The organism is Pseudomonas triticicola (genome assembly GCF_019145375.1).
GTDB classification, from domain to species: Bacteria; Pseudomonadota; Gammaproteobacteria; order Pseudomonadales; family Pseudomonadaceae; genus Aquipseudomonas; species Aquipseudomonas triticicola.
Genome location: NZ_JAHSTX010000001.1, coordinates 3,260,246 through 3,285,800 on the forward strand (window position 1 = coordinate 3,260,246; position 25,555 = coordinate 3,285,800).

Annotated in this window: 31 protein-coding genes; 10 read left to right on the forward strand and 21 right to left on the reverse strand. The window is 60.3% G+C overall.

The window, feature by feature from the left end:
* Positions 1–592: 592 nt before the first annotated feature.
* Positions 593–919: a DUF3077 domain-containing protein gene (locus KVG85_RS14560; protein WP_217864213.1), complete on the forward strand. Its 327-nt coding sequence runs from the start codon at positions 593–595 to the stop codon at positions 917–919.
* A gap of 195 nt (positions 920–1,114) precedes the next feature.
* Here the strand turns inward: KVG85_RS14560 and KVG85_RS14565 are convergent, their stop codons facing one another.
* Positions 1,115–2,956, reverse strand: coding sequence for a potassium transporter Kup (locus KVG85_RS14565; RefSeq protein ID WP_437182198.1), 1,842 nt, complete (start codon positions 2,954–2,956; stop codon positions 1,115–1,117).
* A gap of 348 nt (positions 2,957–3,304) precedes the next feature.
* Between KVG85_RS14565 and rimO the strand changes: the two genes are divergently transcribed.
* From rimO to tsaA, 6 genes are all read left to right on the forward strand, one after another.
* On the forward strand, positions 3,305–4,642 hold the full coding sequence (gene rimO, locus KVG85_RS14570; protein ID WP_024011887.1) for a 30S ribosomal protein S12 methylthiotransferase RimO: 1,338 nt from the start codon (positions 3,305–3,307) through the stop codon (positions 4,640–4,642).
* Between the two features lie 337 nt (positions 4,643–4,979).
* A complete protein-coding gene (locus tag KVG85_RS14575) occupies positions 4,980–5,453 on the forward strand; it encodes a GNAT family N-acetyltransferase (protein WP_073475936.1) in 474 nt (157 codons plus the stop codon).
* 191 nt (positions 5,454–5,644) lie between these two features.
* Positions 5,645–6,355, forward strand: a complete 711-nt coding sequence (locus tag KVG85_RS26305) for an rRNA pseudouridine synthase (protein WP_039762586.1) — start codon at positions 5,645–5,647, stop codon at positions 6,353–6,355.
* Positions 6,356–6,425: 70 nt separating this feature from the next.
* Positions 6,426–6,893: a YehS family protein gene (locus KVG85_RS14585; protein WP_016771408.1), complete on the forward strand. Its 468-nt coding sequence runs from the start codon at positions 6,426–6,428 to the stop codon at positions 6,891–6,893.
* A gap of 136 nt (positions 6,894–7,029) precedes the next feature.
* Positions 7,030–7,800, forward strand: coding sequence for an SDR family oxidoreductase (locus tag KVG85_RS14590; protein WP_217864214.1), 771 nt, complete (start codon positions 7,030–7,032; stop codon positions 7,798–7,800).
* 166 nt (positions 7,801–7,966) lie between these two features.
* Positions 7,967–8,665 carry a tRNA (N6-threonylcarbamoyladenosine(37)-N6)-methyltransferase TrmO gene (tsaA, locus tag KVG85_RS14595; protein ID WP_217864215.1) on the forward strand — a complete coding sequence of 233 codons (699 nt, stop codon included), beginning with the start codon at positions 7,967–7,969 and terminating at the stop codon, positions 8,663–8,665.
* Positions 8,666–8,838: 173 nt separating this feature from the next.
* Here the strand turns inward: tsaA and fpr are convergent, their stop codons facing one another.
* Positions 8,839–9,618, reverse strand: a complete 780-nt coding sequence (fpr, locus tag KVG85_RS14600) for a ferredoxin-NADP reductase (protein ID WP_007908723.1) — start codon at positions 9,616–9,618, stop codon at positions 8,839–8,841.
* 132 nt (positions 9,619–9,750) lie between these two features.
* Here fpr and KVG85_RS14605 point away from each other — a divergent pair, with 132 nt between their 5' ends.
* Entirely contained in the window at positions 9,751–10,677 is a 927-nt protein-coding gene (locus KVG85_RS14605) for a LysR family transcriptional regulator (protein ID WP_024011881.1), read from the forward strand.
* Here the strand turns inward: KVG85_RS14605 and KVG85_RS14610 are convergent.
* From KVG85_RS14610 to KVG85_RS14620, 3 genes are all read right to left on the reverse strand, one after another.
* Positions 10,674–11,036, reverse strand: a complete 363-nt coding sequence (locus KVG85_RS14610; protein WP_016771411.1) for a diacylglycerol kinase — start codon at positions 11,034–11,036, stop codon at positions 10,674–10,676. The two genes, KVG85_RS14605 and KVG85_RS14610, sit on opposite strands and share 4 nt — an antisense overlap.
* Before the next feature lie 73 nt (positions 11,037–11,109).
* Positions 11,110–11,760 (reverse strand): response regulator transcription factor ErdR, encoded by a 651-nt coding sequence (gene erdR / locus KVG85_RS14615; protein WP_016771412.1) that lies wholly within the window; start codon positions 11,758–11,760, stop codon positions 11,110–11,112.
* A 223-nt stretch (positions 11,761–11,983) separates the two neighbouring features.
* Positions 11,984–12,730 carry a tRNA-uridine aminocarboxypropyltransferase gene (locus KVG85_RS14620; RefSeq protein WP_024011879.1) on the reverse strand — a complete coding sequence of 249 codons (747 nt, stop codon included), beginning with the start codon at positions 12,728–12,730 and terminating at the stop codon, positions 11,984–11,986.
* A gap of 189 nt (positions 12,731–12,919) precedes the next feature.
* Here KVG85_RS14620 and KVG85_RS14625 point away from each other — a divergent pair, with 189 nt between their 5' ends.
* Complete coding sequence (locus KVG85_RS14625) at positions 12,920–13,345, forward strand: PA3611 family quorum-sensing-regulated virulence factor (protein ID WP_007908738.1); 426 nt, start codon at positions 12,920–12,922, stop codon at positions 13,343–13,345.
* Here the strand turns inward: KVG85_RS14625 and KVG85_RS14630 are convergent, their stop codons facing one another.
* Entirely contained in the window at positions 13,346–13,543 is a 198-nt protein-coding gene (locus KVG85_RS14630) for a hypothetical protein (protein ID WP_016770569.1), read from the reverse strand.
* Positions 13,544–13,884: 341 nt separating this feature from the next.
* Here KVG85_RS14630 and KVG85_RS14635 point away from each other — a divergent pair, with 341 nt between their 5' ends.
* A complete protein-coding gene (locus tag KVG85_RS14635; RefSeq protein WP_217864216.1) occupies positions 13,885–15,000 on the forward strand; it encodes an LOG family protein in 1,116 nt (371 codons plus the stop codon).
* A 57-nt stretch (positions 15,001–15,057) separates the two neighbouring features.
* Here KVG85_RS14635 and recX read toward each other — a convergent pair whose 3' ends face one another.
* From recX to KVG85_RS14710, 15 genes are all read right to left on the reverse strand, one after another.
* Positions 15,058–15,528, reverse strand: a complete 471-nt coding sequence (recX, locus tag KVG85_RS14640; protein WP_024011877.1) for a recombination regulator RecX — start codon at positions 15,526–15,528, stop codon at positions 15,058–15,060.
* An 8-nt stretch (positions 15,529–15,536) separates the two neighbouring features.
* On the reverse strand, positions 15,537–16,595 hold the full coding sequence (gene recA, locus KVG85_RS14645; protein ID WP_024011876.1) for a recombinase RecA: 1,059 nt from the start codon (positions 16,593–16,595) through the stop codon (positions 15,537–15,539).
* 83 nt (positions 16,596–16,678) lie between these two features.
* The gene (locus KVG85_RS14650) at positions 16,679–17,179 is read right to left on the reverse strand and encodes a CinA family protein (RefSeq protein WP_038861108.1); all 501 of its coding nucleotides are present in this window, start codon (positions 17,177–17,179) and stop codon (positions 16,679–16,681) included.
* Positions 17,180–17,246: 67 nt separating this feature from the next.
* Positions 17,247–17,765, reverse strand: coding sequence for a lysis system i-spanin subunit Rz (locus tag KVG85_RS14655; protein WP_217864217.1), 519 nt, complete (start codon positions 17,763–17,765; stop codon positions 17,247–17,249).
* Entirely contained in the window at positions 17,744–18,310 is a 567-nt protein-coding gene (locus KVG85_RS14660) for a glycoside hydrolase family 19 protein (protein WP_217864218.1), read from the reverse strand. Before KVG85_RS14660 ends, KVG85_RS14655 begins: the two co-directional genes overlap by 22 nt.
* A 113-nt stretch (positions 18,311–18,423) precedes the next feature.
* Positions 18,424–18,870: a phage tail assembly chaperone gene (locus KVG85_RS14665; protein WP_217864219.1), complete on the reverse strand. Its 447-nt coding sequence runs from the start codon at positions 18,868–18,870 to the stop codon at positions 18,424–18,426.
* The gene (locus KVG85_RS14670; protein WP_217864220.1) at positions 18,871–19,758 is read right to left on the reverse strand and encodes a gp53-like domain-containing protein; all 888 of its coding nucleotides are present in this window, start codon (positions 19,756–19,758) and stop codon (positions 18,871–18,873) included.
* Positions 19,758–20,228: a phage tail assembly chaperone gene (locus KVG85_RS14675; RefSeq protein WP_217864221.1), complete on the reverse strand. Its 471-nt coding sequence runs from the start codon at positions 20,226–20,228 to the stop codon at positions 19,758–19,760. Before KVG85_RS14675 ends, KVG85_RS14670 begins: the two co-directional genes overlap by 1 nt.
* Positions 20,228–21,154: a glycine-rich domain-containing protein gene (locus KVG85_RS14680; RefSeq protein WP_056783289.1), complete on the reverse strand. Its 927-nt coding sequence runs from the start codon at positions 21,152–21,154 to the stop codon at positions 20,228–20,230. Before KVG85_RS14680 ends, KVG85_RS14675 begins: the two co-directional genes overlap by 1 nt.
* 125 nt (positions 21,155–21,279) lie before the next feature.
* A complete protein-coding gene (locus KVG85_RS14685; protein WP_217864222.1) occupies positions 21,280–21,795 on the reverse strand; it encodes a phage tail protein in 516 nt (171 codons plus the stop codon).
* A complete protein-coding gene (locus tag KVG85_RS14690) occupies positions 21,792–22,949 on the reverse strand; it encodes a phage tail protein (RefSeq protein ID WP_217864223.1) in 1,158 nt (385 codons plus the stop codon). The genes KVG85_RS14685 and KVG85_RS14690 overlap by 4 nt, the downstream gene beginning before the upstream one ends.
* Positions 22,950–22,962: 13 nt before the next feature.
* The gene (locus KVG85_RS14695) at positions 22,963–23,562 is read right to left on the reverse strand and encodes a YmfQ family protein (RefSeq protein ID WP_217864224.1); all 600 of its coding nucleotides are present in this window, start codon (positions 23,560–23,562) and stop codon (positions 22,963–22,965) included.
* Positions 23,550–24,596: a baseplate J/gp47 family protein gene (locus KVG85_RS14700; protein ID WP_217864225.1), complete on the reverse strand. Its 1,047-nt coding sequence runs from the start codon at positions 24,594–24,596 to the stop codon at positions 23,550–23,552. Before KVG85_RS14700 ends, KVG85_RS14695 begins: the two co-directional genes overlap by 13 nt.
* A complete protein-coding gene (locus tag KVG85_RS14705) occupies positions 24,586–24,984 on the reverse strand; it encodes a phage GP46 family protein (protein ID WP_071174563.1) in 399 nt (132 codons plus the stop codon). The genes KVG85_RS14700 and KVG85_RS14705 overlap by 11 nt, the downstream gene beginning before the upstream one ends.
* Complete coding sequence (locus KVG85_RS14710; protein ID WP_122505723.1) at positions 24,984–25,493, reverse strand: phage baseplate assembly protein V; 510 nt, start codon at positions 25,491–25,493, stop codon at positions 24,984–24,986. The genes KVG85_RS14705 and KVG85_RS14710 overlap by 1 nt, the downstream gene beginning before the upstream one ends.
* Between the last annotated feature and the right edge of the window lie 62 nt (positions 25,494–25,555).

Below are 25,555 nucleotides of genomic sequence, written 5' to 3' on the forward strand. Positions count from 1 at the left end.
CTCAAGTGTCCACATTCCATAAAACGTGGACACTTGTCTCACTGCCGAGGCCGGGTCGTCAAGCCCTTGGGTCGATCACTAATCGCTGCATACCTTGCCCGCATATCGTCATGGCTGATTGCGCGGACCAAATCAAAGATGAGCAATCGTTCACTGGCCTTCTTTTCGATCAGAAGCTCCTCTGGTTCATCCTGTAGTTCTTGTGCCGCTGATGCCGTCATACGAACCTGAATGCTGTGCACACGTCGCTTCGTGCGTGACGTTTAGTTTCGTTTACTTCCAGTCTCGCAATATCAGATGACGCCCACAGACCTTGTAGGCAAACTCCGAAACTCTTGTTGGGCCGCTGTGCCGCTCTATTGCGCTGTTTTTTGACGGGATACTCTCCGGACGTCGCTGACCCATTCAGCGATCGGGTGTGGTAACCCGGAGAAACCATCGCAACAGCCCGCTCCTCGAGTTATGGCGGCTGTGCGTGGGACGCTTTCAGGCGTGCCGGTTTCCTTGGTTCCCGGTTTACCACCCTGCGTACAGTTGCCTCCCTTTCGCGTGGTAACGAAAGTCGCGGCGCTTCGAACTAAGGAGTAACACGATGACCGAACCTGATCTGCACGGACTCGCAAGCGTTAAAACCATCGGCTTCACCCCTTTCCTCTACAACTCGGATCAAGCGTTCTTCAACGTCCGCTCCGGCATTCCGATCATCGATGCCTTGTCCCAATCCTCCGACCTGCTGTCCCTCGCCAAATCCTTCGCCGAGGATGCTGCTTTCATCAAAGACACCGACCGCCACGCCTGGGCTGCGCATTACCTGACGGTGTTGGGCAAGGCCTTGATTGATGACGTGATCCAAGCGCTGATCCCACGACCTGCGCGGACGAAGACTGAATCTGAAGAAGAATTACCTGATAGCCACTAACACTGCAGACCCTTGTGGGAGCGAGCCTGCTCGCGAATCCGGTGGGTCAGCCACCACATGCTTCGACTGACACTACGCCTTCGCGAGCAGGCTCGCTCCCACAGGGAATCAGCGGTGGTTTGAGGATTGGGCACAGGCACAAAAAAGCCCCCGCCAGACACAAGGCTGACGGGGGCTTTTTGGTTGGAGCCAGGCTTACATTTCGACCTGCGTCCCCAACTCAATCACCCGGTTCAGCGGTAGATTAAAAAACCGCAAATTGCCATTGGCATTCTTCAACATGAACGCAAACAACGCCTCACGCCAACGCGCCATCCCCTCGAGTTTCGAAGCAATCACCGTTTCACGGCTGAGGAAGTAGGTCGTGCGCATCGGGCTGAAGTCGAGGTCTTCAAGGTGGCACAGCTTCAGCGCCTGCGGCACGTCGGGCTCGTCGGTGAAGCCGAAGTGCAGGATCACCCGGAAGAAGCCTTCACCATGCGCTTCCACTTCGAAGCGCCGCGATGGCGGCACACGGGGGATGTCTTCGTAGACCACCGTCAGCAACACCACTTGCTCATGCAGCACCTGGTTATGCAGCAGGTTGTGCAAAAGCGCATGCGGCACGGCGTCGGAGCGGGCGGTGAGGAACACCGCTGTGCCCTGTACGCGATGCGGCGGTTGCACGCGGATGCTGCTGATGAAGATCGGCAGCGGCAGCGCGCCTTCGTCGAGGCGTTCGACCAGCAGCTGTTTGCCGCGCTTCCAGGTGGTCATCAGCACGAACAGCGCGATACCGGCGATCACCGGGAACGCGCCGCCCTGAACGATCTTCGGCACGTTGGCAGCGAAGTACAGGCCATCCACCAGCAGGAAGCCAAGCAACACCGGCACCGCGAGGATCGGTGGCCATTTCCACAGCAGCAGCATCACGGCGGACACCAGAATGGTAGTCATCAGCATCGTGCCAGTCACTGCCACGCCGTAGGCCGAGGCCAGTGCACCGGAGGATTCGAAGCCCAGCACCAACAGGACCACGCCGACCATCAGCGCCCAGTTCACCGCGCCGATGTAGATCTGGCCTTGCTCATCGCTGGAGGTGTGCTGGATGTACATGCGCGGTATGTAACCGAGCTGGATCGCCTGACGGGTCAGGGAGAACGCACCGGAAATCACCGCTTGCGAAGCGATCACCGTGGCCAGGGTAGACAGGCCGACCAGCGGAATCAGCGCCCAGCTCGGTGCCAGCAGGTAGAACGGGTTACGCGCTGCGTCAGGGTTTTCCAGCAGCAATGCGCCCTGGCCGAAGTAGTTGAGCACCAGCGCCGGCAGCACCAGCAGGAACCAGGCGCGGGCGATCGGCTTGCGGCCGAAGTGGCCCATGTCGGCGTACAGCGCTTCCGCGCCGGTCAGCGCCAGCACTACCGCGCCGAGGATCGCTACGCCCATGCCCGGGTGCACGACGAAAAAATTCACCGCCCACATCGGGTTCAGCGCGTGCAGCACTTCCGGGGTGTGGCTGATGCCGTACACACCGAGCGCGCCGAGGACGAGGAACCAGGTGACCATGATCGGCCCGAACAGAATGCCGATCCGCGCGGTGCCGTGGCGCTGGATCAGAAACAGCGCGACCAGCACCACCAGCGACAGCGGCACCACCCAGTGATCGATGCCTTCAAACGCCAGGCCGAGGCCTTCGATCGCCGACAGCACCGAAATGGCCGGGGTGATCATGCTGTCGCCATAAAACAGCGCCGCGCCGATCAGCCCGCAGACCACCAACAGCGTGCGCAGGCGCTTGCGCCCCGCCGCTGCCCGCCGTGCCAGCGCCGTCAGGGCCATGATGCCGCCCTCGCCCTGGTTGTCGGCGCGCAGGACGAACATCATGTACTTGATCGAGACCACCCAGATCAGCGACCAGAAGATCAACGACAGAATGCCCAGCACGCCGTCGTGATTGACCGGCACACCGTAACCGCCGGAAAACACTTCCTTGAGGGTGTACAACGGGCTCGTGCCGATGTCGCCATAAACCACCCCGACTGCCGCGACCAGCATGCTCAGCGGTCTGCTCGCCGAACCCTCGGCGCCCGCCGCATGACTACTTGCCTGACCCATCCAACACTCCTGATCTCGATACCGGCTTCTTTGAAGGAAGCACTATGCTTTGAGTTGCAGCATGCGCTGTTTTACCTGTTGTTACAGACCAATGATTGACTGCACGAAACGGTAAAGCTCAACGGCGCGAAGCATAGCGCAGCACTCGTCGTATTTCCCCGTATAAAGCTGGTCAAGTACGCTGCCCGCCGCTAGAATTGCGCACTTTTTGATCAGAGGCGCGCCCCAAGCGCCCATCCGTCGGTTTGCGCATGATGCAAGCGACGTCACAAAACACCGAGGTTAGACATGTCCACCACTCCTGCGCCGGCCAATCCAAAGGTTGGCTTTGTATCTCTGGGTTGCCCGAAAGCACTGGTCGACTCCGAGCGCATCCTGACCCAGCTGCGCATGGAAGGTTATGACGTGGTGTCCACCTATCAGGACGCCGACGTCGTGGTGGTCAACACCTGCGGCTTCATCGATTCGGCCAAGGCTGAATCTTTGGAAGTGATCGGTGAAGCGATCAAGGAAAACGGCAAGGTCATCGTCACCGGTTGCATGGGCGTGGAAGAAGGCAATATCCGCGACGTGCACCCGAGCGTGTTGGCCGTGACCGGTCCGCAGCAGTACGAACAAGTGGTCAACGCCGTGCACGAAGTGGTGCCGCCGCGTCAGGATCACAACCCGCTGATCGACCTGGTGCCGCCGCAAGGCATCAAGCTGACCCCGCGCCACTACGCGTACCTGAAGATTTCCGAAGGCTGCAACCACAGCTGCTCGTTCTGCATCATCCCGTCGATGCGCGGCAAACTGGTCAGCCGTCCGGTCGGTGATGTGCTCGACGAGGCGCAGCGCCTGGTCAAATCCGGCGTTAAAGAGCTGTTGGTGATCTCGCAAGACACCAGCGCTTACGGCGTTGATGTGAAATACCGCACCGGTTTCTGGAACGGCGCGCCGGTGAAAACCCGCATGACCGAGCTTTGCGAAGCACTGAGCACCCTGGGCGTCTGGGTCCGCTTGCATTACGTTTATCCGTACCCGCACGTCGACGAGCTGATTCCACTGATGGCCGCCGGCAAGATCCTGCCGTACCTGGACATCCCGTTCCAGCACGCCAGCCCGAAAGTCCTGAAGTCGATGAAACGCCCGGCGTTCGAAGACAAGACCCTGGCACGCATCAAGAACTGGCGCGAAATCTGCCCGGACCTGATCATTCGTTCGACCTTCATCGTCGGCTTCCCGGGCGAAACCGAAGAAGACTTCCAGTACCTGCTCAACTGGCTGACCGAAGCCCAGCTCGACCGCGTCGGCTGCTTCCAGTACTCGCCGGTGGACGGCGCACCAGCGAATGATCTGGATCTGGAAGTGGTACCGGACGACGTCAAGCAGGATCGTTGGGAGCGCTTCATGGCGCACCAGCAGGCGATCAGCTCGGCACGCCTGCAAATGCGCATCGGTCGTGAGATTGAAGTGCTGGTGGACGAGGTTGACGAACAAGGTGCGGTCGGCCGTTGCTTCTTCGACGCCCCGGAAATCGATGGCAACGTGTTTATCGACAATGGCAGCAACCTGAAGCCGGGCGACAAGGTCTGGTGCAAGGTGACTGACGCCGACGAATACGACCTGTGGGCTGAGCAGATCTGATCTGAACGTCAAAAGCCCCTCATCGGAACGCCGCCCGCCTACCCCTCTCCCAGAGGGAGAGGGGACTGATCGAGGTGCTCTTCAGAATGACGGCGACTTGAAATATCGAGTCGAACTCAGGCTTTGAACAGCACGAAGATCAGCTCCCTTCCCCCTCGCCCCCTCTGGGGGAGAGGGTTGGGGTGAGGGGGGAGAGATCTTGCTGGCGACAGAAATAGCCAGCCAGACACCGCAACAAATCCAAAAAGCCCCGCTCTTTTCCGAGATGCGGGGCTTTTTTGCGGCTATCGTTTAGCGGGGGACGGACTCCCTTGAACCGCACAAGAGGCACACGCACATGCGTCAGCATTCGGTCATCCACACACCGAAAATCAGCGATTACGAAGAACTGACCCGGGTCTGGGAGGCCTCGGTCCGTGCGACTCACCAGTTCCTGCCGGACAGCTACATCGAGCTGCTGCGCAATCTGGTGCTCACCCGCTATCTTGATGCGGTCATGCTGATCTGCACCAAGGATCGCCAGCAGCGCATCACCGGTTTTGCCGGTGTGGCGGCGGGCAAGATTGAAATGTTGTTCATCGATCCTGATCATCGTGGTCAAGGCTTGGGCAAGCAGTTGCTGCGCTATGCGATCGAACGGCTCAATGCCGATGAACTCGACGTCAACGAACAGAATCCGCAAGCCTTGGGCTTTTACGAGAAACAGGGCTTCGAGGTGATCGGCCGCTCCGAGGTCGATGGCATGGGCCAGCCGTATCCGCTGCTGCATATGCGCTTGCGGCAGTCCCAACAGCGCTCAAGCAACGGCTGACACACCATGGAAACCCTGTGGGAGCGAGCCTGCTCGCGAATGCGGTGTACCCGTCACTGCACACATAGACTGGCAGGACGCCTTCGCGAGCAGGCTCGCTCCCACATTGAATACAGCGCCTGCAAATGGAACCGGGCTTAACCGCTTCCACACAGGTACAATGCCCACCCCTTTTTTGTTACGGCCCCGTCATGACTGACCCGATTCGCCTCTCCAAACGCCTCATCGAACTGGTCGGTTGCTCCCGCCGGGAGGCCGAGCTGTTCATTGAGGGCGGCTGGGTCACCGTGGACGGCGAAGTCATCGATGAGCCGCAATTCAAGGTCGGCGAGCAGAAGGTCGAGCTCGACAAGGACGCCAAGGCCACCGCGCCGGAGCCGGTGACCATCCTGCTCAACGCGCCCGCCGGCATGGATGTCGACAGCGCCATGCAATCGCTCAGCGCCGAAACCCTCAGCGAAGAGCATCGCTACGGCAAGCGCCCGTTGCGCGGGCACTTCCTGCGCCTGACCGCCAGCGCCGACCTGCAGCCCAAGGCCAGCGGCCTGCTGGTGTTCACCCAGGACTGGAAAATCCTGCGCAAGCTCACCGCCGACGCGGCGAAGATCGAGCAGGAATACATCGTCGAAGTCGAAGGTGAGATGGCTGCCCACGGCCTCAACCGCCTGCAACACGGCCTGACCCACAAGGGCAAGGAGCTGCCGCCGGTCAAGGCCAGTTGGCAGAACGAAAACCGCCTGCGCTTCGCCATGAAAAACCCGCAGCCGGGAATCATCGCGCAGTTCTGCGAAGCGGTCGGCCTGAAGGTCATCGGCATCCGCCGCATCCGCATCGGCGGCGTGTCGATCGGCAAGGTCCCGCTCGGCCAATGGCGCTACCTGTCCGGCAAAGAGAAGTTCTAGAACTTCCACTGCCGCCCCACATTCCGGCAGCGCTTACGAGCGCTGCCCACAACGCATCAGGAATACCGACATGGTTCATAACGACGTACTGCGCAGCGTGCGCTACATGCTCGACATCAGCGACAAGAAAGTTGTCGAGATCATCAAACTGGGCGGCATGGACGTCACGCTCGCCGATGTCATCACCTGGCTCGACAAGAAAGAAGAAGATGAAGAAGGCTTCGTGCGCTGCCCGGACGAAGTCATCGCGCACTTCCTCGACGGCCTGGTGATCTTCAAGCGCGGCAAGGACGAAAGCCGTCCGCCGCAACCGATCGAAGTGCCGGTGACCAACAACATCATTCTGAAAAAACTGCGCGTGGCCTTCGAACTGAAAGAAGACGACATGCACGCGATCCTCAAAGCCGCCGAGTTTCCGGTATCCAAGCCTGAACTGAGCGCGCTGTTCCGCAAGGTCGGCCACACCAACTATCGCCCGTGTGGCGACCAGTTGCTGCGTAACTTCCTCAAAGGGCTCACGCTGCGCGTGAGAGCCTGAAAACAGCTGCAAGCTACAAGCTACAAGCTACAAGCGGCAAGGCGGGGCACGGTGTTTGACTTGCCGCTTGTAGCTTGCAGCTCGAAGCTGGCCGCATGGCCTAGAGTGTACTGATCCCTAATCTTCAGGATTCGCCATGCATCCCTATTTTTCCCTGCAAGGCCGCACCGCTCTGGTGACTGGCGGTACTCGTGGTATCGGCAAGATGATCGCCAAGGCGTTCGTCGAGGCCGGCGCCCATGTCTATGTGTGCTCGCGCGACGTCGAAGCCTGCCATCAGACCGCTGAAGAACTTGGCGCCCTGGGCAGTTGCCATGGCGTGGCGGCGAATCTGGCGACCGAGGAAGGCGTGCGGGAATTGGCCGCGCGTCTGGGTGAGCAGATCACCCATCTGGACATTCTGGTGAACAATGCCGGCACCACCTGGGGCGCGCCGCTGGAGAGTTACCCGGTCAAGGGCTGGGAAAAGGTCATGCAGCTCAACGTGACGTCGGTGTTCAGTTGCATCCAGCAATTCTTGCCGCTGCTGCGCAAGGCGGGCTCGGCGGCGAATCCGGCGCGGATCATCAATATCGGTTCGGTAGCGGGGATTTCTTCGTTTGGCGAGCAGGCTTACGCCTATGGGCCGAGCAAGGCCGCTCTGCATCAGTTGTCGCGCATTCTCGCGCGGGAACTGGTGAGCCAGCACATCAACGTCAACGTGATTGCGCCGGGACGGTTTCCGAGCAAGATGACCCGGCATATTGGTAATGATGAGCAGGCATTGGCTGAGGATACTGCGCTGATTCCGATGAAGCGCTGGGGGCGTGAGGAAGAGATGGCGGCGCTGGCGATTAGCCTGGCGAGTACGGCGGGGGCTTATATGACCGGGAATATTATTCCGCTGGATGGTGGGTTCAGTCTGTAGATCGGCGGTGCGGCATTCGCGAGCAGGCTCGCTCCCACAGGGATTTCATACACGACGCAGCTACATTGTGGGAGCGAGCCTGCTCGCGAAGAGGCCAGCCCTGTCACCACCAGACTTGAAGCCAGCCGGGTTATCATGCCCGCCCTACCCGCTTCGATCCCAGACCATGACTTACAGCGTCTCCCCCATCGGCTTCGTGCGCTCCTGCTTCAAGGAGAAGTTCGCCATCCCCCGCCAGCCACAACTGGCCCCGGCCGCCCGTGGCGTGTTGGAACTGGTCGCGCCGTTCGATCAGGGTGACGCCGTGCAGGGGCTGGAGCAGGTCAGTCATGTTTGGCTGTTGTTTCTGTTCCACCAAGCCCTGGAAGACAAACCGCGCCTGAAAGTGCGCCCGCCTCGCCTAGGCGGTAACAAGTCGATGGGCGTGTTTGCCACCCGCGCCACGCACCGGCCGAACGGCATTGGCCAGTCGGTGGTGAAGCTGGACAGGGTCGAAGGTAATCGGCTGTTTATCTCCGGGATCGATCTGCTCGACGGCACCCCGGTGCTGGATATCAAACCCTATGTGCCGTACGCCGACATCATCCCCGGGGCAACCAATGACATCGCCAGCGCGGCGCCGCACGTGATCGACGTGCAGTGGGCAGAGTCGGCTTTGAAACAGGCGCACGCCCACGCTCAGCGCCTCGATGAGCCGTTGGTTGAGCTGATCGAGCAGTGCCTGGCGCAGGATCCGCGCCCGGCGTATCAGACGCCGGCGCCGGAACGTGAATATGGTGCGCAGTTCTGGGATCTGGACGTGCGCTGGCATTACCCGACGCCCGAACAGATCCGCGTGCTGGAAGTCATCCCGGCCGGGGCATAAAACCCGCAAACGAAAAAGCCCGCGCTGCCTTCTCAGGCAACGCGGGCTTTTACTGTCACACCGAAAAACCAACTGTGGGAGCGAGCCTGCTCGCGAAGGCGTCGTGTCATGCAACATCAACGTTGATGACAGACCGCATTCGCGAGCGGGCTCGCTCCCACAGGTATCGCAGGTTATTTTTCGACGAACGCACGCTCGATCAGGTAGTCACCCGGCTCGCGCATCCGCGCCGAGATCTTCAGGCCAAAGCTGTCGAGCACTTCGCTGGTCTCGTCGAGCATGCTCGGGCTGCCGCAGATCATTGCGCGGTCGTCCTGCGGGTTGATCGGTGGCAGGCCGATGTCGCTGAACAGCTTGCCGCTGCGCATCAGGTCAGTCAGGCGGCCCTGATTCTCGAACGGCTCGCGGGTCACGGTCGGGTAGTAGATCAACTTGTCACGCAGCGCTTCGCCGAAGAACTCGTTCTGCGGCAGGTGCTCGGTGATGAATTCGCGGTAAGCGACTTCGTTGACGTAGCGCACACCGTGAACCAGGATCACTTTCTCAAAGCGCTCGTAGGTTTCCGGGTCCTGAATGACGCTCATGAACGGCGCCAGACCGGTGCCGGTGCTCAGCAGGTACAGGTGCTTGCCCGGGTTCAGGTCATCGAGAACCAGGGTGCCGGTAGGCTTCTTCGAAATGATGATCTCGTCGCCTTCCTTCAAGTGCTGCAGCTGGGAGGTCAGCGGACCGTCCTGCACTTTGATGCTGAAGAATTCGAGATGCTCTTCCCAGTTCGGGCTGGCGATCGAGTAAGCGCGCATAAGCGGGCGGCCGTTGGGCTGTTGCAGGCCGATCATCACGAACTGACCGTTCTCGAAGCGCAAGCCCGGATCGCGGGTGCACTTGAAGCTGAACAGAGTGTCGTTCCAGTGATGAACACTGAGGACACGCTCGTGGTTCATGTTGCTCATGTACGTTTGACTCCTGGAGATTGGTCTGCGCGGCTCAATGAGGCTTAACGTGCGCAATTGCATCGCATTCTAATAGCGACGACAATATCTGTTAACTGGATTATTAAGATAAGGGTTATCGGTTATATCGATATGCGATTTACTCTCCGTCAACTGCAAGTCTTCGTCGCCGTCGCCCAGCAGGAAAGCGTATCCCGTGCTGCGGGTCTGCTCAACCTCTCGCAATCGGCGGCCAGCACTTCGATCACCGAGCTCGAGCGCCAGTCCAGCTGCCAACTGTTCGACCGCGCCGGCAAACGCCTGAGCCTCAACGCCCTTGGCAAACAACTGCTGCCGCAAGCGGTCGCCCTGCTCGACCAGGCCAAGGAAATCGAAGACCTGCTCAATGGCAAATCCGGTTTCGGCTCGTTATCAGTGGGGGCGACGCTGACCATTGGCAACTATCTGGCCACCCTGCTGATCGGCAGCTTCATGCAGCGCCACCCGGAAAGTCAGGTCAAGCTACACGTGCAGAACACTGCCAATATCGTGCAACAAGTTGCCCACTACGAAATTGATCTGGGTCTGATTGAAGGCGATTGCAGTCACCCTGACATCGAAGTGCAGAGTTGGGTCGAGGATGAGCTGGTGGTGTTTTGCGCGCCCCAGCATCCGTTGGCCAAGCGCGGCAGTGCGACAATGGAAGAGCTGACCCATGAGGCGTGGATTTTGCGTGAACAGGGTTCTGGCACGCGGCTGACCTTCGATCAGGCCATGCGTCACCATCGCAGCGCGCTGAATATTCGCCTGGAGCTGGAACACACCGAAGCGATCAAGCGCGCAGTGGAATCAGGGCTGGGGATTGGCTGCATTTCGCGGCTGGCGCTGCGCGATGCCTTCCGGCGCGGCAGTCTGGTACCGGTGGAGACGCCGGATCTGGACCTGGCGCGGCAGTTCTATTTCATCTGGCACAAACAGAAATACCAGACTTCAGCGATGCGCGAGTTTCTCGAGCTGTGCCGAGCATTCACCGCCGGGGTGCAGCGCAGCGACGAGATTGTCTTGCCGACCATCGCTTAAAGCAGAATCACCGCCCACACCAGTCCGATCATGCTCAGCGCCACGAATTGCGCGGCGCTGCCCATGTCCTTGGCGTTCTTCGACAGCGGGTGCAATTCCAGCGAGATGCGGTCAATGGCCGCTTCCACCGCCGAATTGAGCAGCTCGACAATCAGCGCCAGCAAGCAAACCGCGATCAACACCGCCTGCTCGACCCGGCTGACATTGAGGAAGAATGTCAGCGGAATCAGCACCACGTTGAGCAGTACCAGTTGGCGGAATGCCGCTTCGCCGGTGAAGGCGGCGCGCAGGCCATCGAGCGAATAGCCGGACGCGTTGAGGATGCGTTTCAGGCCGGTCTGGCCCTTGAAAGGTGACATAAGGAAAAACCAGCCAAAAAGGAGTGGGGAAGCTAGATCAACGAAAGTCAAAAAAGCGTGAAACCGCCAGCCATTACTGGCTGGGAATTGACTCAAGTTGTTGCAGCAGTAAAGCCGCCTGCGTGCGAGTGCGCACATTCAATTTGCGAAAGATCGCCGTGACGTGGGCCTTGATGGTCGCCTCCGACACGCTCAGCTCATAGGCAATCTGCTTGTTCAGCAGACCTTCGCAGACCATGGTCAGCACGCGGAACTGTTGCGGCGTCAGGCTGGCGAGGCCATCGCTGGCGGCTTTCGCCTCATCCGACACGCTCACCGCTTCGAACGCTTGCGGCGGCCAGAACACGTCGCCATCGAGCACCTTGCGCACCGCTTCCTGGATCACGCTCAGATCGCTGGATTTGGGAATGAAGCCACTGGCGCCGAACTCGCGGGACTTGACCATCACCGAAGCTTCTTCTTGGGCCGAGACCATCACCACCGGAATCTGCGGATACTGCCCGCGCAGCAGCACCAGCCCGGAAAAACCGTAGGCGCCGGGCATGTTCAGGTCCAGCAGGACCAGATCCCAGTCAGCCTTTTCGGTCAGGCGCGCTTCCAGCTCGGCGATGCTCGCCACTTCCACCAGCCGCACGTCCGGGCCTAGGCCCAGCGTCACCGCTTGGTGCAGCGCGCTGCGAAACAGAGGGTGATCATCGGCAATCAGGATGTCGTATGTGGCCATTTTTCAAATGATCCTGTTTTTGATGGCAGACGCGGTAGATTCCGGTCTGGCCAAAGCAACTCGAGACAACGCTTTGAAGCGCTATCCACAGGGGCACGTTCAACGCCAATCAACAGCAAACACGGCGTCTCAAACCTTGGCCGCACCCTAATCGGCGCCAAGCATGCCCAGCGAAGCCTAGGTGGTCAAGCAAGATGGCCAGCGCTGTCGACAGTATGGGCCACTATCGGGCCAACTCCGGCTGCGGCTTTCGTATATAGGGCAGCAGCTCGGCGTGAGCGGGGGTCGATTCATTCATGTCCAGTTGCTGCTTGGCACCGAGGTAATGCTGGCTGAACACATCGAAATAGGCGTCCAGCGCCGAGGCGGCATCGCTGTCACCGGCCAGTTCCAGGCATAACGCCGCGACTTCGGCGGTGCACAGGTGCTCGCTGCGGGTCGAACGGCGCAGGCGATAGCGCGAGAGTTTGTCGGGCAGCAGGCTGAGGATCGGCAAGCGGTCGAAATACGGACTCTTGCGAAAGATCTTGCGCGCCTCGGTCCAGGTCGCATCCAGCAGTATGAACAGCGGGCGCTTGCTGCTATCGACTGTCACCGTGTTGGTCACCCGCGACGGTTCGACATACTCACCCGGAAACACCAGATACGGCTGCCACTGCGGATCGTTGAGCAGTGCGAGCATCTGCGGGTCGGGCTCGGTGCGTGACCAGATGAACGCATGGTTGTCGCGCACCACATCGGCAATCAGCCAACCGGTGTTGCTTGGCTTGAACACTTCCTTGCCGGTCATGATCAGGCACACGCCAGAACGGGTGTCGACGCTTGGTCGCCACGCGCACAGGCAATGACTGATGATGACCCGGCAATCGCGGCAACGCTCGGAGCGAAAGCCGCGCGCCTGAATCGGCTTGATGCCTTCGTCCTCACGCTGATCGCGCAGGCGGGCCACGGCATTGGGGGCATGGTTCATCGCAGGCAACACCGGCAGACAGGGGAACTCGACACGAACGACACTCGGCAGGGCAATAAAGCCCGGCAGTTTACCAGAGCGACGGCCACAAGCCTGTACCGCCCAGACCGGCTCCCCTATAATTCGCCGCCACTGAACGCACCGCCCCGTGACGGGTCGAACCACCAGTCACCGAATCAGGAGAGTTTCATGCTGCGCCTTATCGTTCCCACCGCTGCCATTCTGCTGGCGTCGTCCTTTACCGCTCAGGCTGCGTCCCTGAGTGAGCAGAATCTGAACCGAGAGCTGCGCAACGTCGCCGCCCAAAGCAGCGTCGGCACGCCACGGGCGATCAATGAAGACATTCTTGATCAAGGCTACACCGTCGAGGGCACGCAGCTGATCAATCATCTGAGCGTACAAAAGAGCCACGCCGACAAGATGCGCGCCGATCCCAAGGCTGTCTATTTCCAGTTGGGCGCGTCGGTGTGCAACAACCCGTCGTACCGCAAGCTGATGGCCAAGGGCGCGATCATGCGTTACGACTTCACCGAAGTGAAAACCAACAAAGCCATCGGTTCGGCCAGCTATCAGGAATCCGATTGCCCGAAAGCCGCGCCAGCGAAGAAGAAGTAATCAGCGCGAAGCCTTGGCGCGCCGCTGTTCATCCTCGGCGCGCAGTTCCGCCACCAGCGCCTGCAGATAGCGCGAGCGGCGTTCGCCGCCGGCCAATCGTCGGCAGCACTCTTCTTCGAGACTCAATTGATGCGTCTCGGCCGACTCCTGCAACATTCGATACAGCTGAGTATCGATCTCCAGAACCACTCTGACCATGCATCCCGCCTCCTTGCCACCCACGAATCCTTGAATTGCCTCGCCTTGCGCAAACGCAAGGTTGTCTTGCGACATCTGTATTTGAGTAAATCAGAGTGATGGCCCTTTGCGACACGTTCAGACGAGCGGCGGGGCTTTGGCGCAAATCAGTAAGCGGTTGCCAGGCAAAACGTTACCGCGCACTGTTCTAGTCAGCGCGAATGCGTGCGAGGGTCTAGATTGAGAGTATTCCCGATCATTCGTTAACGGCAGAAATGGAACTGCCGGCCCTGTGTGTTTTTGCAGTGCGGCCCGGACGCTGGTTGTCAGGGCTAACCGCCCTGTACAGAAGGAGACGTTCAATGCCTTATCAACCGAATGACCTCTTGAGCCGTCATTTTCAGGAAAGCGGCGACCTCATCAGCCAGGTCGAAGCCCAACTCAACCGTGTTTCCACCGACAGCCCGAACATCCCCATCTACCGCGACATGATCCTCACCGTGCTGCGCATGGCTCAGGAAGACCACAACCGCTGGAACGCCAAGATCACCCTGCAAGCCCTGCGTGAACTGGAGCAGGCGTTTCGCGTGCTTGAGCAATTCAAGGGCCGGCGCAAAGTCACCGTGTTCGGCTCGGCACGTACGCCAGTTGAACATCCGCTATACGCGATGGCCCGCGAACTCGGCGCAGCGCTGACGCGTGCAGAGATGATGGTGATCACCGGCGCCGGCGGCGGCATCATGGCCGCCGCCCACGAAGGAGCCGGACGTGACCACAGTTTGGGTTTCAACATCACCCTGCCCTTCGAACAACATGCCAACCCCACCGTCGACGGCACCGATAATCTGTTGCCATTCCACTTTTTCTTCACCCGAAAACTGTTCTTCGTCAAAGAGGCTGATGCGCTGGTGCTGTGCCCGGGCGGTTTTGGCACCCTTGATGAAGCGCTGGAAGTGCTGACGCTGATTCAGACCGGCAAGAGCCCATTGGTGCCGGTGGTGTTGCTGGATGTTCCGGGCGGTACCTTCTGGCAAGGTGCGCTGGACTTCATTCGCGGTCAGCTGGAAGAAAACCGCTATATCCTGCCGACGGATATGAAGTTGATGCGCCTGGTTTACAGCGTTGAAGAAGCGGTGGAGGAGATCAATCAGTTCTATAGCAACTTCCACTCCAGTCGCTGGCTCAAGCGGCAGTTTGTGATTCGCATGAACCACAAGCTCAGCGATCAGGCTCTGGCGCAGATGCAGGAGGAATTTGCTGATCTGTGCCTGAGCGACGAGTTTCATCAACACGCCTACAGCGGTGAAGAGCACGACGATGCACAGTTCAGCCATCTGGCACGGCTGGCGTTTGCCTTCAATGGCCGTACCCATGGTCGTCTGAGGGAGTTGGTGGACTTTATCAATCTGCCGGAAAACTGGGCCGATTCAAAACCGCCCACTGCACAACGCTCACGCGAGCCTTCCAACGTGATCTGAAGGCAAAAAAAACGGCCCACTATTTAAAAAATAGCGAGCCGTTTTTTCTTGAATCGGTTAATCGTCCATCCCTCGACCGCTGAACAAGCGGTTGATCATCTCCATCGAGAACCCCCGATACGCCAGAAACCGGCCTTGCTTGGCCCGTTCTTTCGCGTCAATCGGTAAATGCCCGGAGAACTTGCGTTGCCACGTGTCCTGAAGCTGCGCCTGCCAATTGATACCGCTTTCGCGCAGGGCAATTTCGATATCGGTACGTTGCAAGCCTCGCTGGCTGAGTTCCTCACGAATTCGCAGAGGGCCATAGCCGGAACGGGCGCGGTAGGAAACAAAACTTTCAAGGTAACGGGCTTCGGAAAGCAGCCCCTCTTCCGTCAAACGGTCGAGGGCTGTTTCGATCAGCTCCGCCTCGGCGCCGCGCTGACGCAGCTTACGCGTCAATTCGACTCGACCATGCTCGCGACGTGCGAGCAGGTCCATGGCGGTTCGCCGCACCGCGACGAGGGTATCCAGTACGGCGGTGGTCATCGCTGGTATCAGAGGTCAGCGTCGGCCAGGTCGTCTTCGGTCTCTTTGACCGCCGAGGCCTTGGAGTCTGCGATCACTGCTGGCGACAGCAGCTTGTCACGCAGCTGCTTCTCGAGCTTCGCGGCAATTTCCGGGTTGTCCGCCAGGAACTTGGCCGAGTTGGCCTTGCCCTGACCGATCTTGGTGCCTTCGTAGGCGTACCAGGCGCCGGACTTCTCGACGAAACCGTGCAGCACACCCAGGTCGATCATCTCGCCGTTGAGGTAGATGCCTTTGCCGTAAAGAATCTGGAATTCGGCCTGACGGAACGGCGAAGCCACCTTGTTCTTCACAACCTTGACGCGGGTTTCGCTGCCGACCACTTCATCGCCTTCCTTCACCGCGCCAGTACGGCGGATGTCGAGACGAACCGAAGCGTAGAACTTCAGCGCGTTACCACCGGTAGTGGTTTCCGGGCTGCCGAACATCACGCCGATCTTCATACGGATCTGGTTGATGAAGATGACCAGGCAGTTGGCGTTCTTGATGTTACCGGTGATTTTACGCAGCGCCTGAGACATCAGACGTGCTTGCAGGCCGACGTGCATGTCGCCCATTTCACCTTCGATTTCAGCTTTTGGTACCAGTGCCGCCACGGAGTCGACGATGATCACGTCAACGGCGTTGGAGCGCACCAGCATGTCGGTGATTTCCAGGGCCTGTTCGCCGGTGTCCGGCTGGGAAACCAGCAGGTCGTCGACGTTGACGCCCAGCTTGCCGGCGTACTCTGGATCGAGCGCGTGTTCGGCGTCGACGAATGCGCAGGTCGCGCCGGCTTTTTGCGCCTGGGCGATCACGGACAAGGTCAGTGTGGTTTTACCGGAGGATTCAGGACCGTAGATTTCAACAATACGGCCTTTTGGCAGACCGCCGATGCCGAGTGCGATATCCAGACCCAGAGAGCCAGTAGAGATGGCCGGGATCGCCTGACGGTCCTGATCGCCCATACGCATTACGGCACCCTTGCCGAATTGACGTTCGATCTGACCCAGGGCCGCAGCCAAGGCTTTCTTCTTGTTGTCGTCCATTAAAGTCCTCACGTAATCAATAAGGCCTGACGGCCAACACCTGTATAAGTAGCCAGTATTATTCCACAGCGTTCGAAGATCGCCTACCCCTGATTTTCGATTTCTCGTGCCGCTAGTCGCACAAGACCCTCTAGCGCGGCCTTCACCGTTTGTCGGCGAACCTCATCGCGGTTGCCGGGGAAGTGCTGAACCTCACTGTAAACCTCGTCGCCAACACCCCAGGCCAGCCACACCGTGCCCACCGGTTTGTTCGGCGTGCCACCGTCGGGGCCGGCGACACCGCTGACCGCCACGGCAAAATGCGCCAGGCTGTGCTGCTGCGCACCACGCACCATGGCCTCGACCACTTCGCGACTGACCGCCCCTACCGTCTCGAACAAATCGCCCGGCACATCCAGCTGCCGGGTCTTCTGCCGGTTGGAATACGTCACGTACCCCGCTTCAAACCAGGCCGAACTGCCCGGAATCCGCGTGATCGCTTCGGCAATCCCGCCACCTGTGCAGGACTCGGCGGTAGTGACATGGGCATTGAGCACTTGCAGACGTCGGCCCAGTTCTGCGGCCAGTTGGGTGGTCTCTTTCACGGCGAGCTCCGGATCGTGTGGAATACCTTCACCGTACACGAGCCGGCCATGCTTTCAATACACAGAATCATTCAAGATGTTCGGGCGCCAGCGCTCTGACATAGGCCTGACAGGCCTGCAAGGCAATCAATCCACGGTCGCCGGTGTCGGTGATGGCGATAATTCGTTGAGCATGCGCCGGGTCAAGTCGGGCGCGTACGGCTGCAGAATCCACGCCGCCGGTGCCGGCGGTGGCTGGCACCGCACAGCCGTGGGCAACGTCGCCGGCGTCGAGAAGGACCGACAGCCGCACATCGGCAGTAGCAAGGCGATCGCGCAGGCGATCCTGATCACGTTGGGCATCGCTCAGCGCTCGGTAATGGGTTTGTTCACTCGCCGCGAGCCGTTGCTCCAGCGCCAGGCGTTTATCCTGCTCGGCCTGTTGTGCGTTCGCGGCAGCTTGTGTCAGTTGATTTTGCGTTTCGGCGTTTAACCGCGCCTGCTCGGCCAATTGCCGACCGTAGCGCCAGTCCTGAAACTGCCATGCCGCTGCAAACGCCCCGGCCACCAGCAGCAACAGACCCATCACCCGCCAGGAGCCGGACATAGCACCGCCCTCGCCCGTGCCCAAATCTCGAGTCGATCCTGCAAGCCATTCAACCCGCCGTTGATCCGGCGGGTGATGGTGTTGAACTGATCCGCGTCGGCCAGTTCATTCAAGCCCTTCTGCGCCCAGAACCACGCCGCCGACTCGGCCGCCCATTGCGGTTGCTCGAGCAATTCGGGCAACGACAAGAGCCGCTCATCACCAAACAAGCCGAGGCTGCATTGGCGATAGTTGGCGCGACCGGTGATTTGTATCAGCCCGCGTCCTCGGTACTTTTGCCCGTCGCCATCCGCCTCCGGCGTATTGCCCAAACGCAGCGCCAGGGTGCCGGTATCGTATTTGCTCAGGTACTGGTTGTTGCCCAGTTCGCGCACGTAACGCAATTGGCCCGACTCGTGACCGACCTGTGCCAGAAACGCAGCAACACGTTTCGGCGTATCGATGCGCTGCCTGGCCATGGCGATATTGAGCGGCGAAACAAAAACGCCCGCTTGGGAGCGGGCGTTGGGCATGATGTCGACAAGGTGTTTTTCAGTTAATTGCATGATGCTTGATCCTCCCTGGATGTTGCCCCGATTGAATCACGGCTGAAGGCTGATGGTTGCCAACCATTTATTTGCCAGAGTTTTCCGCGAAAGTATTTGTGAGTGACGCTGGGTCAGGACGTCGCTACCAACCAGCGCGGTGCCAGCGGGCGATGCTCGCTGAAGGGAAAGGAAGACCCTTGCGGCCAATCGCGCAATTCACGTCGATAGGCTTGCAGTTCGGCATATTGTCCAGTGGTCAGCGTCGTGCCACCGCCATCCTCCAATTCATCGCGATCGCGTGCAACCATGCCATCGGTGGCTGCCAATTGCGCATTGCGCCATAGACGTTCAATGTCCTCGACTTCTTCTGCCGAGGGTGGCGGTGGATCTACCAGAATCGGGTAGCCATTGTCCGCACGCACCCCAATCATTTTCGCACTCACCGCCAGTTGCTGCAGCAGCGAGATCCAGTAGCCCTGAGGAATTTCGATGACGTCGTCGGGGATGTCCGTCGAGTTGATGCCGGGTACGTAAACACCTCGGGTGGTGGCGCTGAATAAAACGTTGAAGGTGTTCATTCAATAGCCCTTTACAAAATAGTTGACGGTGCAATTGGCAGCCAACTGCGCATTCGCATCGCGAATTTTCAAGGTGCAGCCCTGCTGGTTGGCGGCATTCAGCACGATCATTGCGGTATCGCCTCCCGCATGTGTGGCCACGAGCGAGAAATAGGCCCTCGGAAACGAGATTGGAAATGTCACGTAGACCAGTCCCGCAGCATTCGACAGACCTGAGCCCCATTGATCGATATTGCCGCTGGCGTGTTTTTGATATCCCTGGGCACTCGTCAATCCGGAAAAAAGCGAGGCATATTTCAGACTCGCCGTCCCGTGTACCGCCCAGGCTCCACTTTCCCTGACGATGGTGGCGCTCTCGCCACTGTTGATCACTATCGAATTCAACAAGACGCCCTGCGGGCTTATCTTGGCGGCGCCCGGGTGAGCAATCGTGACCGGAGCATTGCTGCGGCAGTGAAATGCAATGGCGGCGCCCATTGGAGCCTTGTCGATGTCCGGCAGGGTCACGGTGTAAGGCGAGTTACCACCCAGACCTAACGACCAGCCCAGGTCAGCGAGAGTTAGTTGCGTAGTGGCAAGGATGTCACGCGCCCCCGCGTAGTTGCCAAGAGCCCGCTGAACATACTCGCAAGTCGCCGCCGAACGGCTGATATCGAAAGGTGCGGCGGTCCTGAAAAGCTGAGCGCTGCGCAGTGCGCCCAGCATTTGCGTGTTGGACGCTTCACTCGGCGTCAGCCCGCCGGCTTGAACGACACTCAGGATTTCCTGGGTGACACCATTGCCCCAACTCGCCGGAATCAGCGATCCCGGTCTGCCGTTCAGCGGGTCTTCATCAACAAAGCTACCATCCACCAACCCTGCGCTGGGGACGCTTTTTGGGTAATCCATTACTGTTCTCCTGTTTTGATAGCGAGCCATGCGGGTGCCAGAGGGCGGGCATTCAACGCCGGGAAAAGCGCTGAGTCAGGCCAGTCGCGCAATGCCTGTCGGTACTCAAGCAGTTCCAGATACTGCGTGGGCTTGAGCGATGTGCCGCGTCCCAGATCCTGTTCATCGCGATGCCGCGTGACTAACCATTCGGTCGTGGCCAGAGAGGCTTGGCGCCAGACAAGCGCGGCCGCAGGTTCCTCTTCCGTAACAATGGGAGCCTGAGCTACCACACGGCTCTGCTGTGCAGGCAGTTCTTCGGCGACTGTCGGAAGCCCGCTGATCGGCGCACCGATCTCGACCTCTTGACCCTCCAGCACGCGAACCATCGTCTCGACGAAGGATGGAGCAAACAGCTCGCAGATGGCGTACTCACCGGCGTCGATCCGTTCGACGACCACGCCGTTCTCGACCCGTGCATAAATGGCCATTATTCGTACTCCCAGATTTCACAGAAGGCGTTGCCGCCGGCGCCACTGAGTACGGCAGCCGAAGCGTTGGTCGAACAGGAGCCGCTGCCGCCGGAACCGCGTCCGCCGGTGATGCCAATCCCGTTGACCCCCACTCGGGTACCACCGCCGTCATACGGGCTGGCACCGCCCGCACCCGAGAGGACGCCCCAATTGGCGTTGTACATTGCGTATTCGCCGGGTGCGCCCCGAGCATTGGCAAGATTGCCGCCTGTGACTGCTTGCCCTCCTGCACCGCCCTGAACGAAACCAACTGTTGTGGCTGTTACGGCGACGGTAAGGACCTGCCCGCCTCCACCGCCCGCAGCGCTCATGTAGGTGCCGAACGAAGCACCTCCGCCGGCCAGCCCCATCACATTACTCGCAGCGCCACCGCCACCCAGCGTAACGGGCACGCCTGCAAGTATTTCCGGGGTCACGTCGTACAGGCTTTGAGCAAAGGCCCCAGAGCCTCCGCCACCACCAATACCCTGATAACCGGCGGCAACGGGCGAACACCCACCACCGCTCCCCCCCGCGCCGACCAGCCGCACATGGATCCTCTTGGCTTTGGGGTTTGGCTTGTAAAGCGTAATCCCGACCTTCTCGAACTGCCTGACCGCCAGCAGCCGCCCCACCGCATCGGTGATGCCGTAACCGGCCAATGTGGTCGGGGTATTTTTCAGTTTGGTGAAATCGACCAGTGCACCGATCGCACTGGCGAGTTGATCCGTTTTGGCCTCATCGGGTGTCAACCCGGCCGCCTTGATCACGTTGAGAATCTCTTGTGTAACGCTGTTGCCCCACACCGCCGGAATCAACGAGCCCGGCGTCCCCGCTACCGGGTTTTCATCGACGAAACGGCCGTCGACCAGGCCGACGCTGGGGACGCTTTTTGGATAGTCCATATGTTGTTCGTTCCTGTGAAATGACAAATGAGCCGTGCCTGCGCACTGGCAGACACAGGTCTGTTTCGGAAAATAAAAAGCCCACATCGAAGTGGGCTTGGGTGAAGCGGGACGAAAAATATCGCTTAGCTGGGTAGACCGCTGGCAAGTTCGCCAATGGCAATCAAGGCTTCATCGGCCGCGCTGCGCGCCAGGTCGATCTTGCCCTTGCCCGCCTGCGCGCGGATCTGTGCTTTGGCCTTCAGGCGCAAAGTGCGCAGAGTGAGCAAATGGTCAGTCAGCTGTTCGGCTTTGGCGAGAATCTGCTCCGCCGCCTGTTTGGCCGTGCGGCCTTTCGCGACCCACGCTGCGACTGAAAGTGGCACTTCCTTTTTCGGGTATCCGGCGTCGCTGAAAGCCTGAGCGTCTGCGGCTGCCTGTGCGTACTCCATGGCCTTGAGTGGATCACCAGCCAGTGCGTTGCGAGCGTTGTCGGCGGCGGCGTCAACTTTGGCGCAAAGGCGTTCGGCTTCCTGCAGATCCAGTGCAATCTGCCTGTCTGCATTGAAAACCCAGTTCTGCCCATCCCACTCGTGCGCAGCCGACGGTTGCGGCAGGCGCAACTCACCGTCGCACTGATGAAGCTCCTGAATAACGATCATCGAATAAGCTCCCACGAGAATTGCACGTTCACCGCGTCGGAAAAGTTGATGGCAATGCCCACACTGTAATCAGTGATTGGATGGTTTTTGATGCCCATGCTCAGCAATAGCTCATCGCTGTCGGCATTCGATTGGCCCAGGTTGTGTTCGGCCTGATAGCACTGCCACAGTGAGCGCAAATTGGCGTGGTCGAAGCTGGCCGCCAACGTCGAAACCGTGACGTCATTGACGATGTTGTTGGTGAACAGTACGCACGGTGAAACCGTTGCCGGGTTCCACCCTCCCGGGTTGTTCGAACTGCCTGTCAGGATCGGCGACAGGAAGCAGTAGTTGCCCCCTGCCCACCCGGTGGACGGAAAGGCGACTGAGGTGACCGCCGTGGACGATGGCGTTGGGTTACCGGCGACTAGTCGTGCCGCACGCGCGTGGGGGTCGAGCGGTAAAAATATCGCCCCTGTGCCATTCACCGTTTGCGTCCAGGTCAAACGAGCGCGGTTGTAAATGGTCCGCACAACCGGCACCGAGCCGGGTGCTCCGGTTATCACCCACGCCAGACACATATCCAGTGGCGTGGACTGAAAACCCCCGCCGGCAGCGCCGTTGACGGTACCTTTCAGTGAGTCAGGTACGACGTCATGAATGCCACCGCGTTGTGTGTAGAACGTGAGTACCCCAGCGATAACTTGCGCTCGCAGAAAGTAATGGCTGCTGGGCAGCAGGTCCGCACTGCTCCACGCCGCCGTCACAAAGGTGCGCGAGCGTCCGAGTTGGCCGGCCACTACTTCCTGGCCGAGACTGATAAAGGTTCCCGCTGCGATCGAAACCCGGCCGCCACTGGTTGAGGCCGCAGCCGGACTGACCGGCAGACGTGCATCGGCGGTGGCAACTGTAGGTAAAGGCAAAGCAGCCAACGGCAGCGCCAGATCCTGGTTCCAGCCCTTGGCCGTCACCGATTGGATCGCTTGCAACAACTGATCGTATTTCTTCTCGTCCGGCGTCAGGTCCGCCGCCTTGATCACGTTGAGAATTTCCTGCGTAACTCCGTTACCCCAGTCCGCCGGGATCAACGACCCCGGCGTCCCCATCAACGGGTTCTCATCAACAAACTTCCCATTCACCAGCCCGGCACTGGGCACACTCTTCGGATAATCCATCCCTCATCCCTCCCTAGTCATAATTGATGTGCACCTTGGTATGCGCCGGCGCGCTGCGGTGGATCAGGCATTCCAGCGCCGAACCCGGGTTGACGCCGAAGCGCTCTCCCCAATAGCTAGCGCCGTAACGCCGGCCAAGCAGCAATCGGCCGCCGGTGTTGAGCGTCCACATGAACTGCGCTTCCCAGGTGCCCCAATGCGCCGAACCGAAACGGGCACGGCCCATACGCGGGGCTTCGTGTTCGGTGATGCTGGCGTTGGGGTAGCCCTGGCTTTTGGCGATGTCGAGGTAGTAGCCGACAGCCTGGCTGCCGACCGCGAGCAGGCGGCGGCGTACGGCGAGGCGGCGGTCGTCGAACAGCGGCGTGGTGCCCAGGCACGGGTCGGGCAGGTTCATCACCCGCTCCCAGTCCGGCACCAGTTCGCTGACGCCGGCCGGGTCCATCTCGTTGAGCAGGTCGGCGGCGCGCGCATCCAGACGGGCCAGTTCGATGGCAACACCTTGCAGCACTTCCTCAAGCTCGGGCACCCGCTCCGGATCCCATGCCGGGCCACTGGGCAGCAAGGCGCGCAACTGCGCCTGGTATTGCGCGACGGTTCTTATGCCCCCCATACGCAGCCTCCGAAGGTCAGCAGTTCGCTCTGCCCGGCCGGCACGTCAGCGGCTGGAGCAGTGAGCGTGTGATCGTATTCGCCGCCGGCGCTGCTGATCGCTTCGCGGATATGGCTGATCAGCAACGGCACGCCGAGGTCAGCCTCGCGGTTGTGCAGATCGCGCAGCTGCGCTTCAACGGCGGCGCGCACGGCGGTGGTGTCCGGATTGACGCTCTTGAAGCGGTACACCACCGGCACCTGAATCGGCCGCTGCACGTGCACTTCCGCGGTCACCGGACGCAGCGGTTCGATGTACTCCTGAACCTCCGCCAGCTGCTCATCGTTCGGCACCGGTTGCGGATCGTCGTCGCGCATGATGAACACAGTCACCGTGCCCGGGCCGAGCAAGCCACCACGGCACCACGCACGGGTCACGCCCGGCACTTCCAGTGCCCAGGTTTCGTAGTCGCTGGCCGCGCCGCCGTGGGGAATCACGCGGTAGGAACGAATCACCCGCGAGCGCAGCGACTCGAGGCTTTCCCGCGCCACGCCACCGCTGAGGCCTGGCGCCAGCACCATAAAGCTGTTGCCGACAATGCCGGCAATCGGTTGCACCGGGGTCAGCGCCAGACCGGCGTCAGCGTTGCCGAGGCTGCCGGCCTCCAGCGCCGCAATCGTGGTGCTGTTGCTGCCATTGACCGTGGTGCGCGCGGTCGTGACTTTGTAGGTGCGGCCATCGCTCGCTTGCAGCAGCGTGTCGACGTCGAGCACCGCACCGGGAGTGGCGGTAAAACTGACGCTGCCGGTGGCCACTTGCGCGGCTTTGCGCGGCTGATTCAGGCGCAGCGCGGCGATGCGTTCCAAGGTTGACTCATCGGCTTTGTCGGGCAGGATCTGCTCGGCAATCCAGTCGAGATAACCGTACAGGCCATAAGCGGCGCCGCCGAGGGTGCGGGCGAGCACTTGCGCATCGGACTGGCGCAGCGAATCGCCGGCCAGGTCGCTTTGGGTGCGCTTGATCAGCACCGGCAGCGAAGGGGTTTCAAACGGCATAGATCACCTGCCAACTGTTATCGGGGTTGATGTCCAGACGTTCACCGTCGGCCAGGGTCAGGACCGTGCGCAGGTTCAGGCGCTGGGCGTCGAGGCGTTCGCTGAGGATGTCGATGGCGCTGCAGTGGCCGTCGTCGAGCAGCCATTGCAGGGCTTCGCGGGCATAGAACTCGGCGTCCATTTGCGTCTGCCGGGTCAGCTTGACCCGGCGCAGCAGCCACAGCCGCGAGCCGATTCGATCGTCGGCAACCGTGGGAAAACTGTCGCCCCACCAGCCGAAGCGTTCTTCGTCATCGAGGGCGTCGTCATCGGCGGCGCGACGCCAGGTGAACAGGCTGATCAGCACCGCGCGGGTCAGCGCGGCGTGGAGGTTCTGGCTGATGAACATCACTGGCCTCCTGCCGGCGCGCCGGTCTGACCGTTGCCAGCCTGGACGCCAACATGCACGTGTTTGATCTGGCTGATGCCGCCGGCCAGTTGATCACCGGTGGAGACGATCTTGCCGGTCTGGTTGATCACCGGTGTGTCGAAGTTCACCGCGCTGCTGGCGCGGATGTTCAGCGTGGCGGTTTCGATGTCGATGATCCGCCCGCGCTTGAAGTGAATCCTGTCGCCCTCGTCGGTATAGATCGCCACTTCACCAGCAGCGAGTGCTTGCAGGCGATAGCGGCGGTCGGCGATGACCAGGGCGATGGCATGGGAACGGTCGCCGCCAATGAAGGTGACGACCCCTTCAGCACCGGCGAGCGGATGGCTGGTGAAACCATAGGGTTCGAAGTGTTCGAGGTCGTCGTTGATTTCACCGGCGGTGAGGCGCATTTGCAGCGATTGCAGTTTCGAAGCCGAATTGGCGAGCACGACAGTGCCGCGCGCCAGCAGGCGTGTCAGTAGGCTCATGGGGTGTCCTTGAAAAGAGTCGCCCGAATGGGATCAGTGTGGGAGCGAGCCTGCTCGCGAAC

Bases quoted from the DNA above. Each gene is read 5' to 3' on its own strand.
- KVG85_RS14560 (WP_217864213.1), top strand. From the start codon at position 593: ATGACCGAACCTGATCTGCACGGACTCGCAAGCGTTAAAACCATCGGC.
- KVG85_RS14565 (WP_437182198.1), bottom strand. From the start codon at position 2,956: ATGCTGGTCGCGGCAGTCGGGGTGGTTTATGGCGACATCGGCACGAGC.
- rimO (WP_024011887.1), top strand. From the start codon at position 3,305: ATGTCCACCACTCCTGCGCCGGCCAATCCAAAGGTTGGCTTTGTATCT.
- KVG85_RS14575 (WP_073475936.1), top strand. From the start codon at position 4,980: ATGCGTCAGCATTCGGTCATCCACACACCGAAAATCAGCGATTACGAA.
- KVG85_RS26305 (WP_039762586.1), top strand. From the start codon at position 5,645: ATGACTGACCCGATTCGCCTCTCCAAACGCCTCATCGAACTGGTCGGT.
- KVG85_RS14585 (WP_016771408.1), top strand. From the start codon at position 6,426: ATGGTTCATAACGACGTACTGCGCAGCGTGCGCTACATGCTCGACATC.
- KVG85_RS14590 (WP_217864214.1), top strand. From the start codon at position 7,030: ATGCATCCCTATTTTTCCCTGCAAGGCCGCACCGCTCTGGTGACTGGC.
- tsaA (WP_217864215.1), top strand. From the start codon at position 7,967: ATGACTTACAGCGTCTCCCCCATCGGCTTCGTGCGCTCCTGCTTCAAG.
- fpr (WP_007908723.1), bottom strand. From the start codon at position 9,618: ATGAGCAACATGAACCACGAGCGTGTCCTCAGTGTTCATCACTGGAAC.
- KVG85_RS14605 (WP_024011881.1), top strand. From the start codon at position 9,751: ATGCGATTTACTCTCCGTCAACTGCAAGTCTTCGTCGCCGTCGCCCAG.
- KVG85_RS14610 (WP_016771411.1), bottom strand. From the start codon at position 11,036: ATGTCACCTTTCAAGGGCCAGACCGGCCTGAAACGCATCCTCAACGCG.
- erdR (WP_016771412.1), bottom strand. From the start codon at position 11,760: ATGGCCACATACGACATCCTGATTGCCGATGATCACCCTCTGTTTCGC.
- KVG85_RS14620 (WP_024011879.1), bottom strand. From the start codon at position 12,730: ATGAACCATGCCCCCAATGCCGTGGCCCGCCTGCGCGATCAGCGTGAG.
- KVG85_RS14625 (WP_007908738.1), top strand. From the start codon at position 12,920: ATGCTGCGCCTTATCGTTCCCACCGCTGCCATTCTGCTGGCGTCGTCC.
- KVG85_RS14630 (WP_016770569.1), bottom strand. From the start codon at position 13,543: ATGGTCAGAGTGGTTCTGGAGATCGATACTCAGCTGTATCGAATGTTG.
- KVG85_RS14635 (WP_217864216.1), top strand. From the start codon at position 13,885: ATGCCTTATCAACCGAATGACCTCTTGAGCCGTCATTTTCAGGAAAGC.
- recX (WP_024011877.1), bottom strand. From the start codon at position 15,528: ATGACCACCGCCGTACTGGATACCCTCGTCGCGGTGCGGCGAACCGCC.
- recA (WP_024011876.1), bottom strand. From the start codon at position 16,595: ATGGACGACAACAAGAAGAAAGCCTTGGCTGCGGCCCTGGGTCAGATC.
- KVG85_RS14655 (WP_217864217.1), bottom strand. From the start codon at position 17,765: ATGTCCGGCTCCTGGCGGGTGATGGGTCTGTTGCTGCTGGTGGCCGGG.
- KVG85_RS14660 (WP_217864218.1), bottom strand. From the start codon at position 18,310: ATGCAATTAACTGAAAAACACCTTGTCGACATCATGCCCAACGCCCGC.
- KVG85_RS14665 (WP_217864219.1), bottom strand. From the start codon at position 18,870: ATGAACACCTTCAACGTTTTATTCAGCGCCACCACCCGAGGTGTTTAC.
- KVG85_RS14670 (WP_217864220.1), bottom strand. From the start codon at position 19,758: ATGGATTACCCAAAAAGCGTCCCCAGCGCAGGGTTGGTGGATGGTAGC.
- KVG85_RS14675 (WP_217864221.1), bottom strand. From the start codon at position 20,228: ATGGCCATTTATGCACGGGTCGAGAACGGCGTGGTCGTCGAACGGATC.
- KVG85_RS14680 (WP_056783289.1), bottom strand. From the start codon at position 21,154: ATGGACTATCCAAAAAGCGTCCCCAGCGTCGGCCTGGTCGACGGCCGT.
- KVG85_RS14685 (WP_217864222.1), bottom strand. From the start codon at position 21,795: ATGATCGTTATTCAGGAGCTTCATCAGTGCGACGGTGAGTTGCGCCTG.
- KVG85_RS14690 (WP_217864223.1), bottom strand. From the start codon at position 22,949: ATGGATTATCCGAAGAGTGTGCCCAGTGCCGGGCTGGTGAATGGGAAG.
- KVG85_RS14695 (WP_217864224.1), bottom strand. From the start codon at position 23,562: ATGGGGGGCATAAGAACCGTCGCGCAATACCAGGCGCAGTTGCGCGCC.
- KVG85_RS14700 (WP_217864225.1), bottom strand. From the start codon at position 24,596: ATGCCGTTTGAAACCCCTTCGCTGCCGGTGCTGATCAAGCGCACCCAA.
- KVG85_RS14705 (WP_071174563.1), bottom strand. From the start codon at position 24,984: ATGTTCATCAGCCAGAACCTCCACGCCGCGCTGACCCGCGCGGTGCTG.
- KVG85_RS14710 (WP_122505723.1), bottom strand. From the start codon at position 25,493: ATGAGCCTACTGACACGCCTGCTGGCGCGCGGCACTGTCGTGCTCGCC.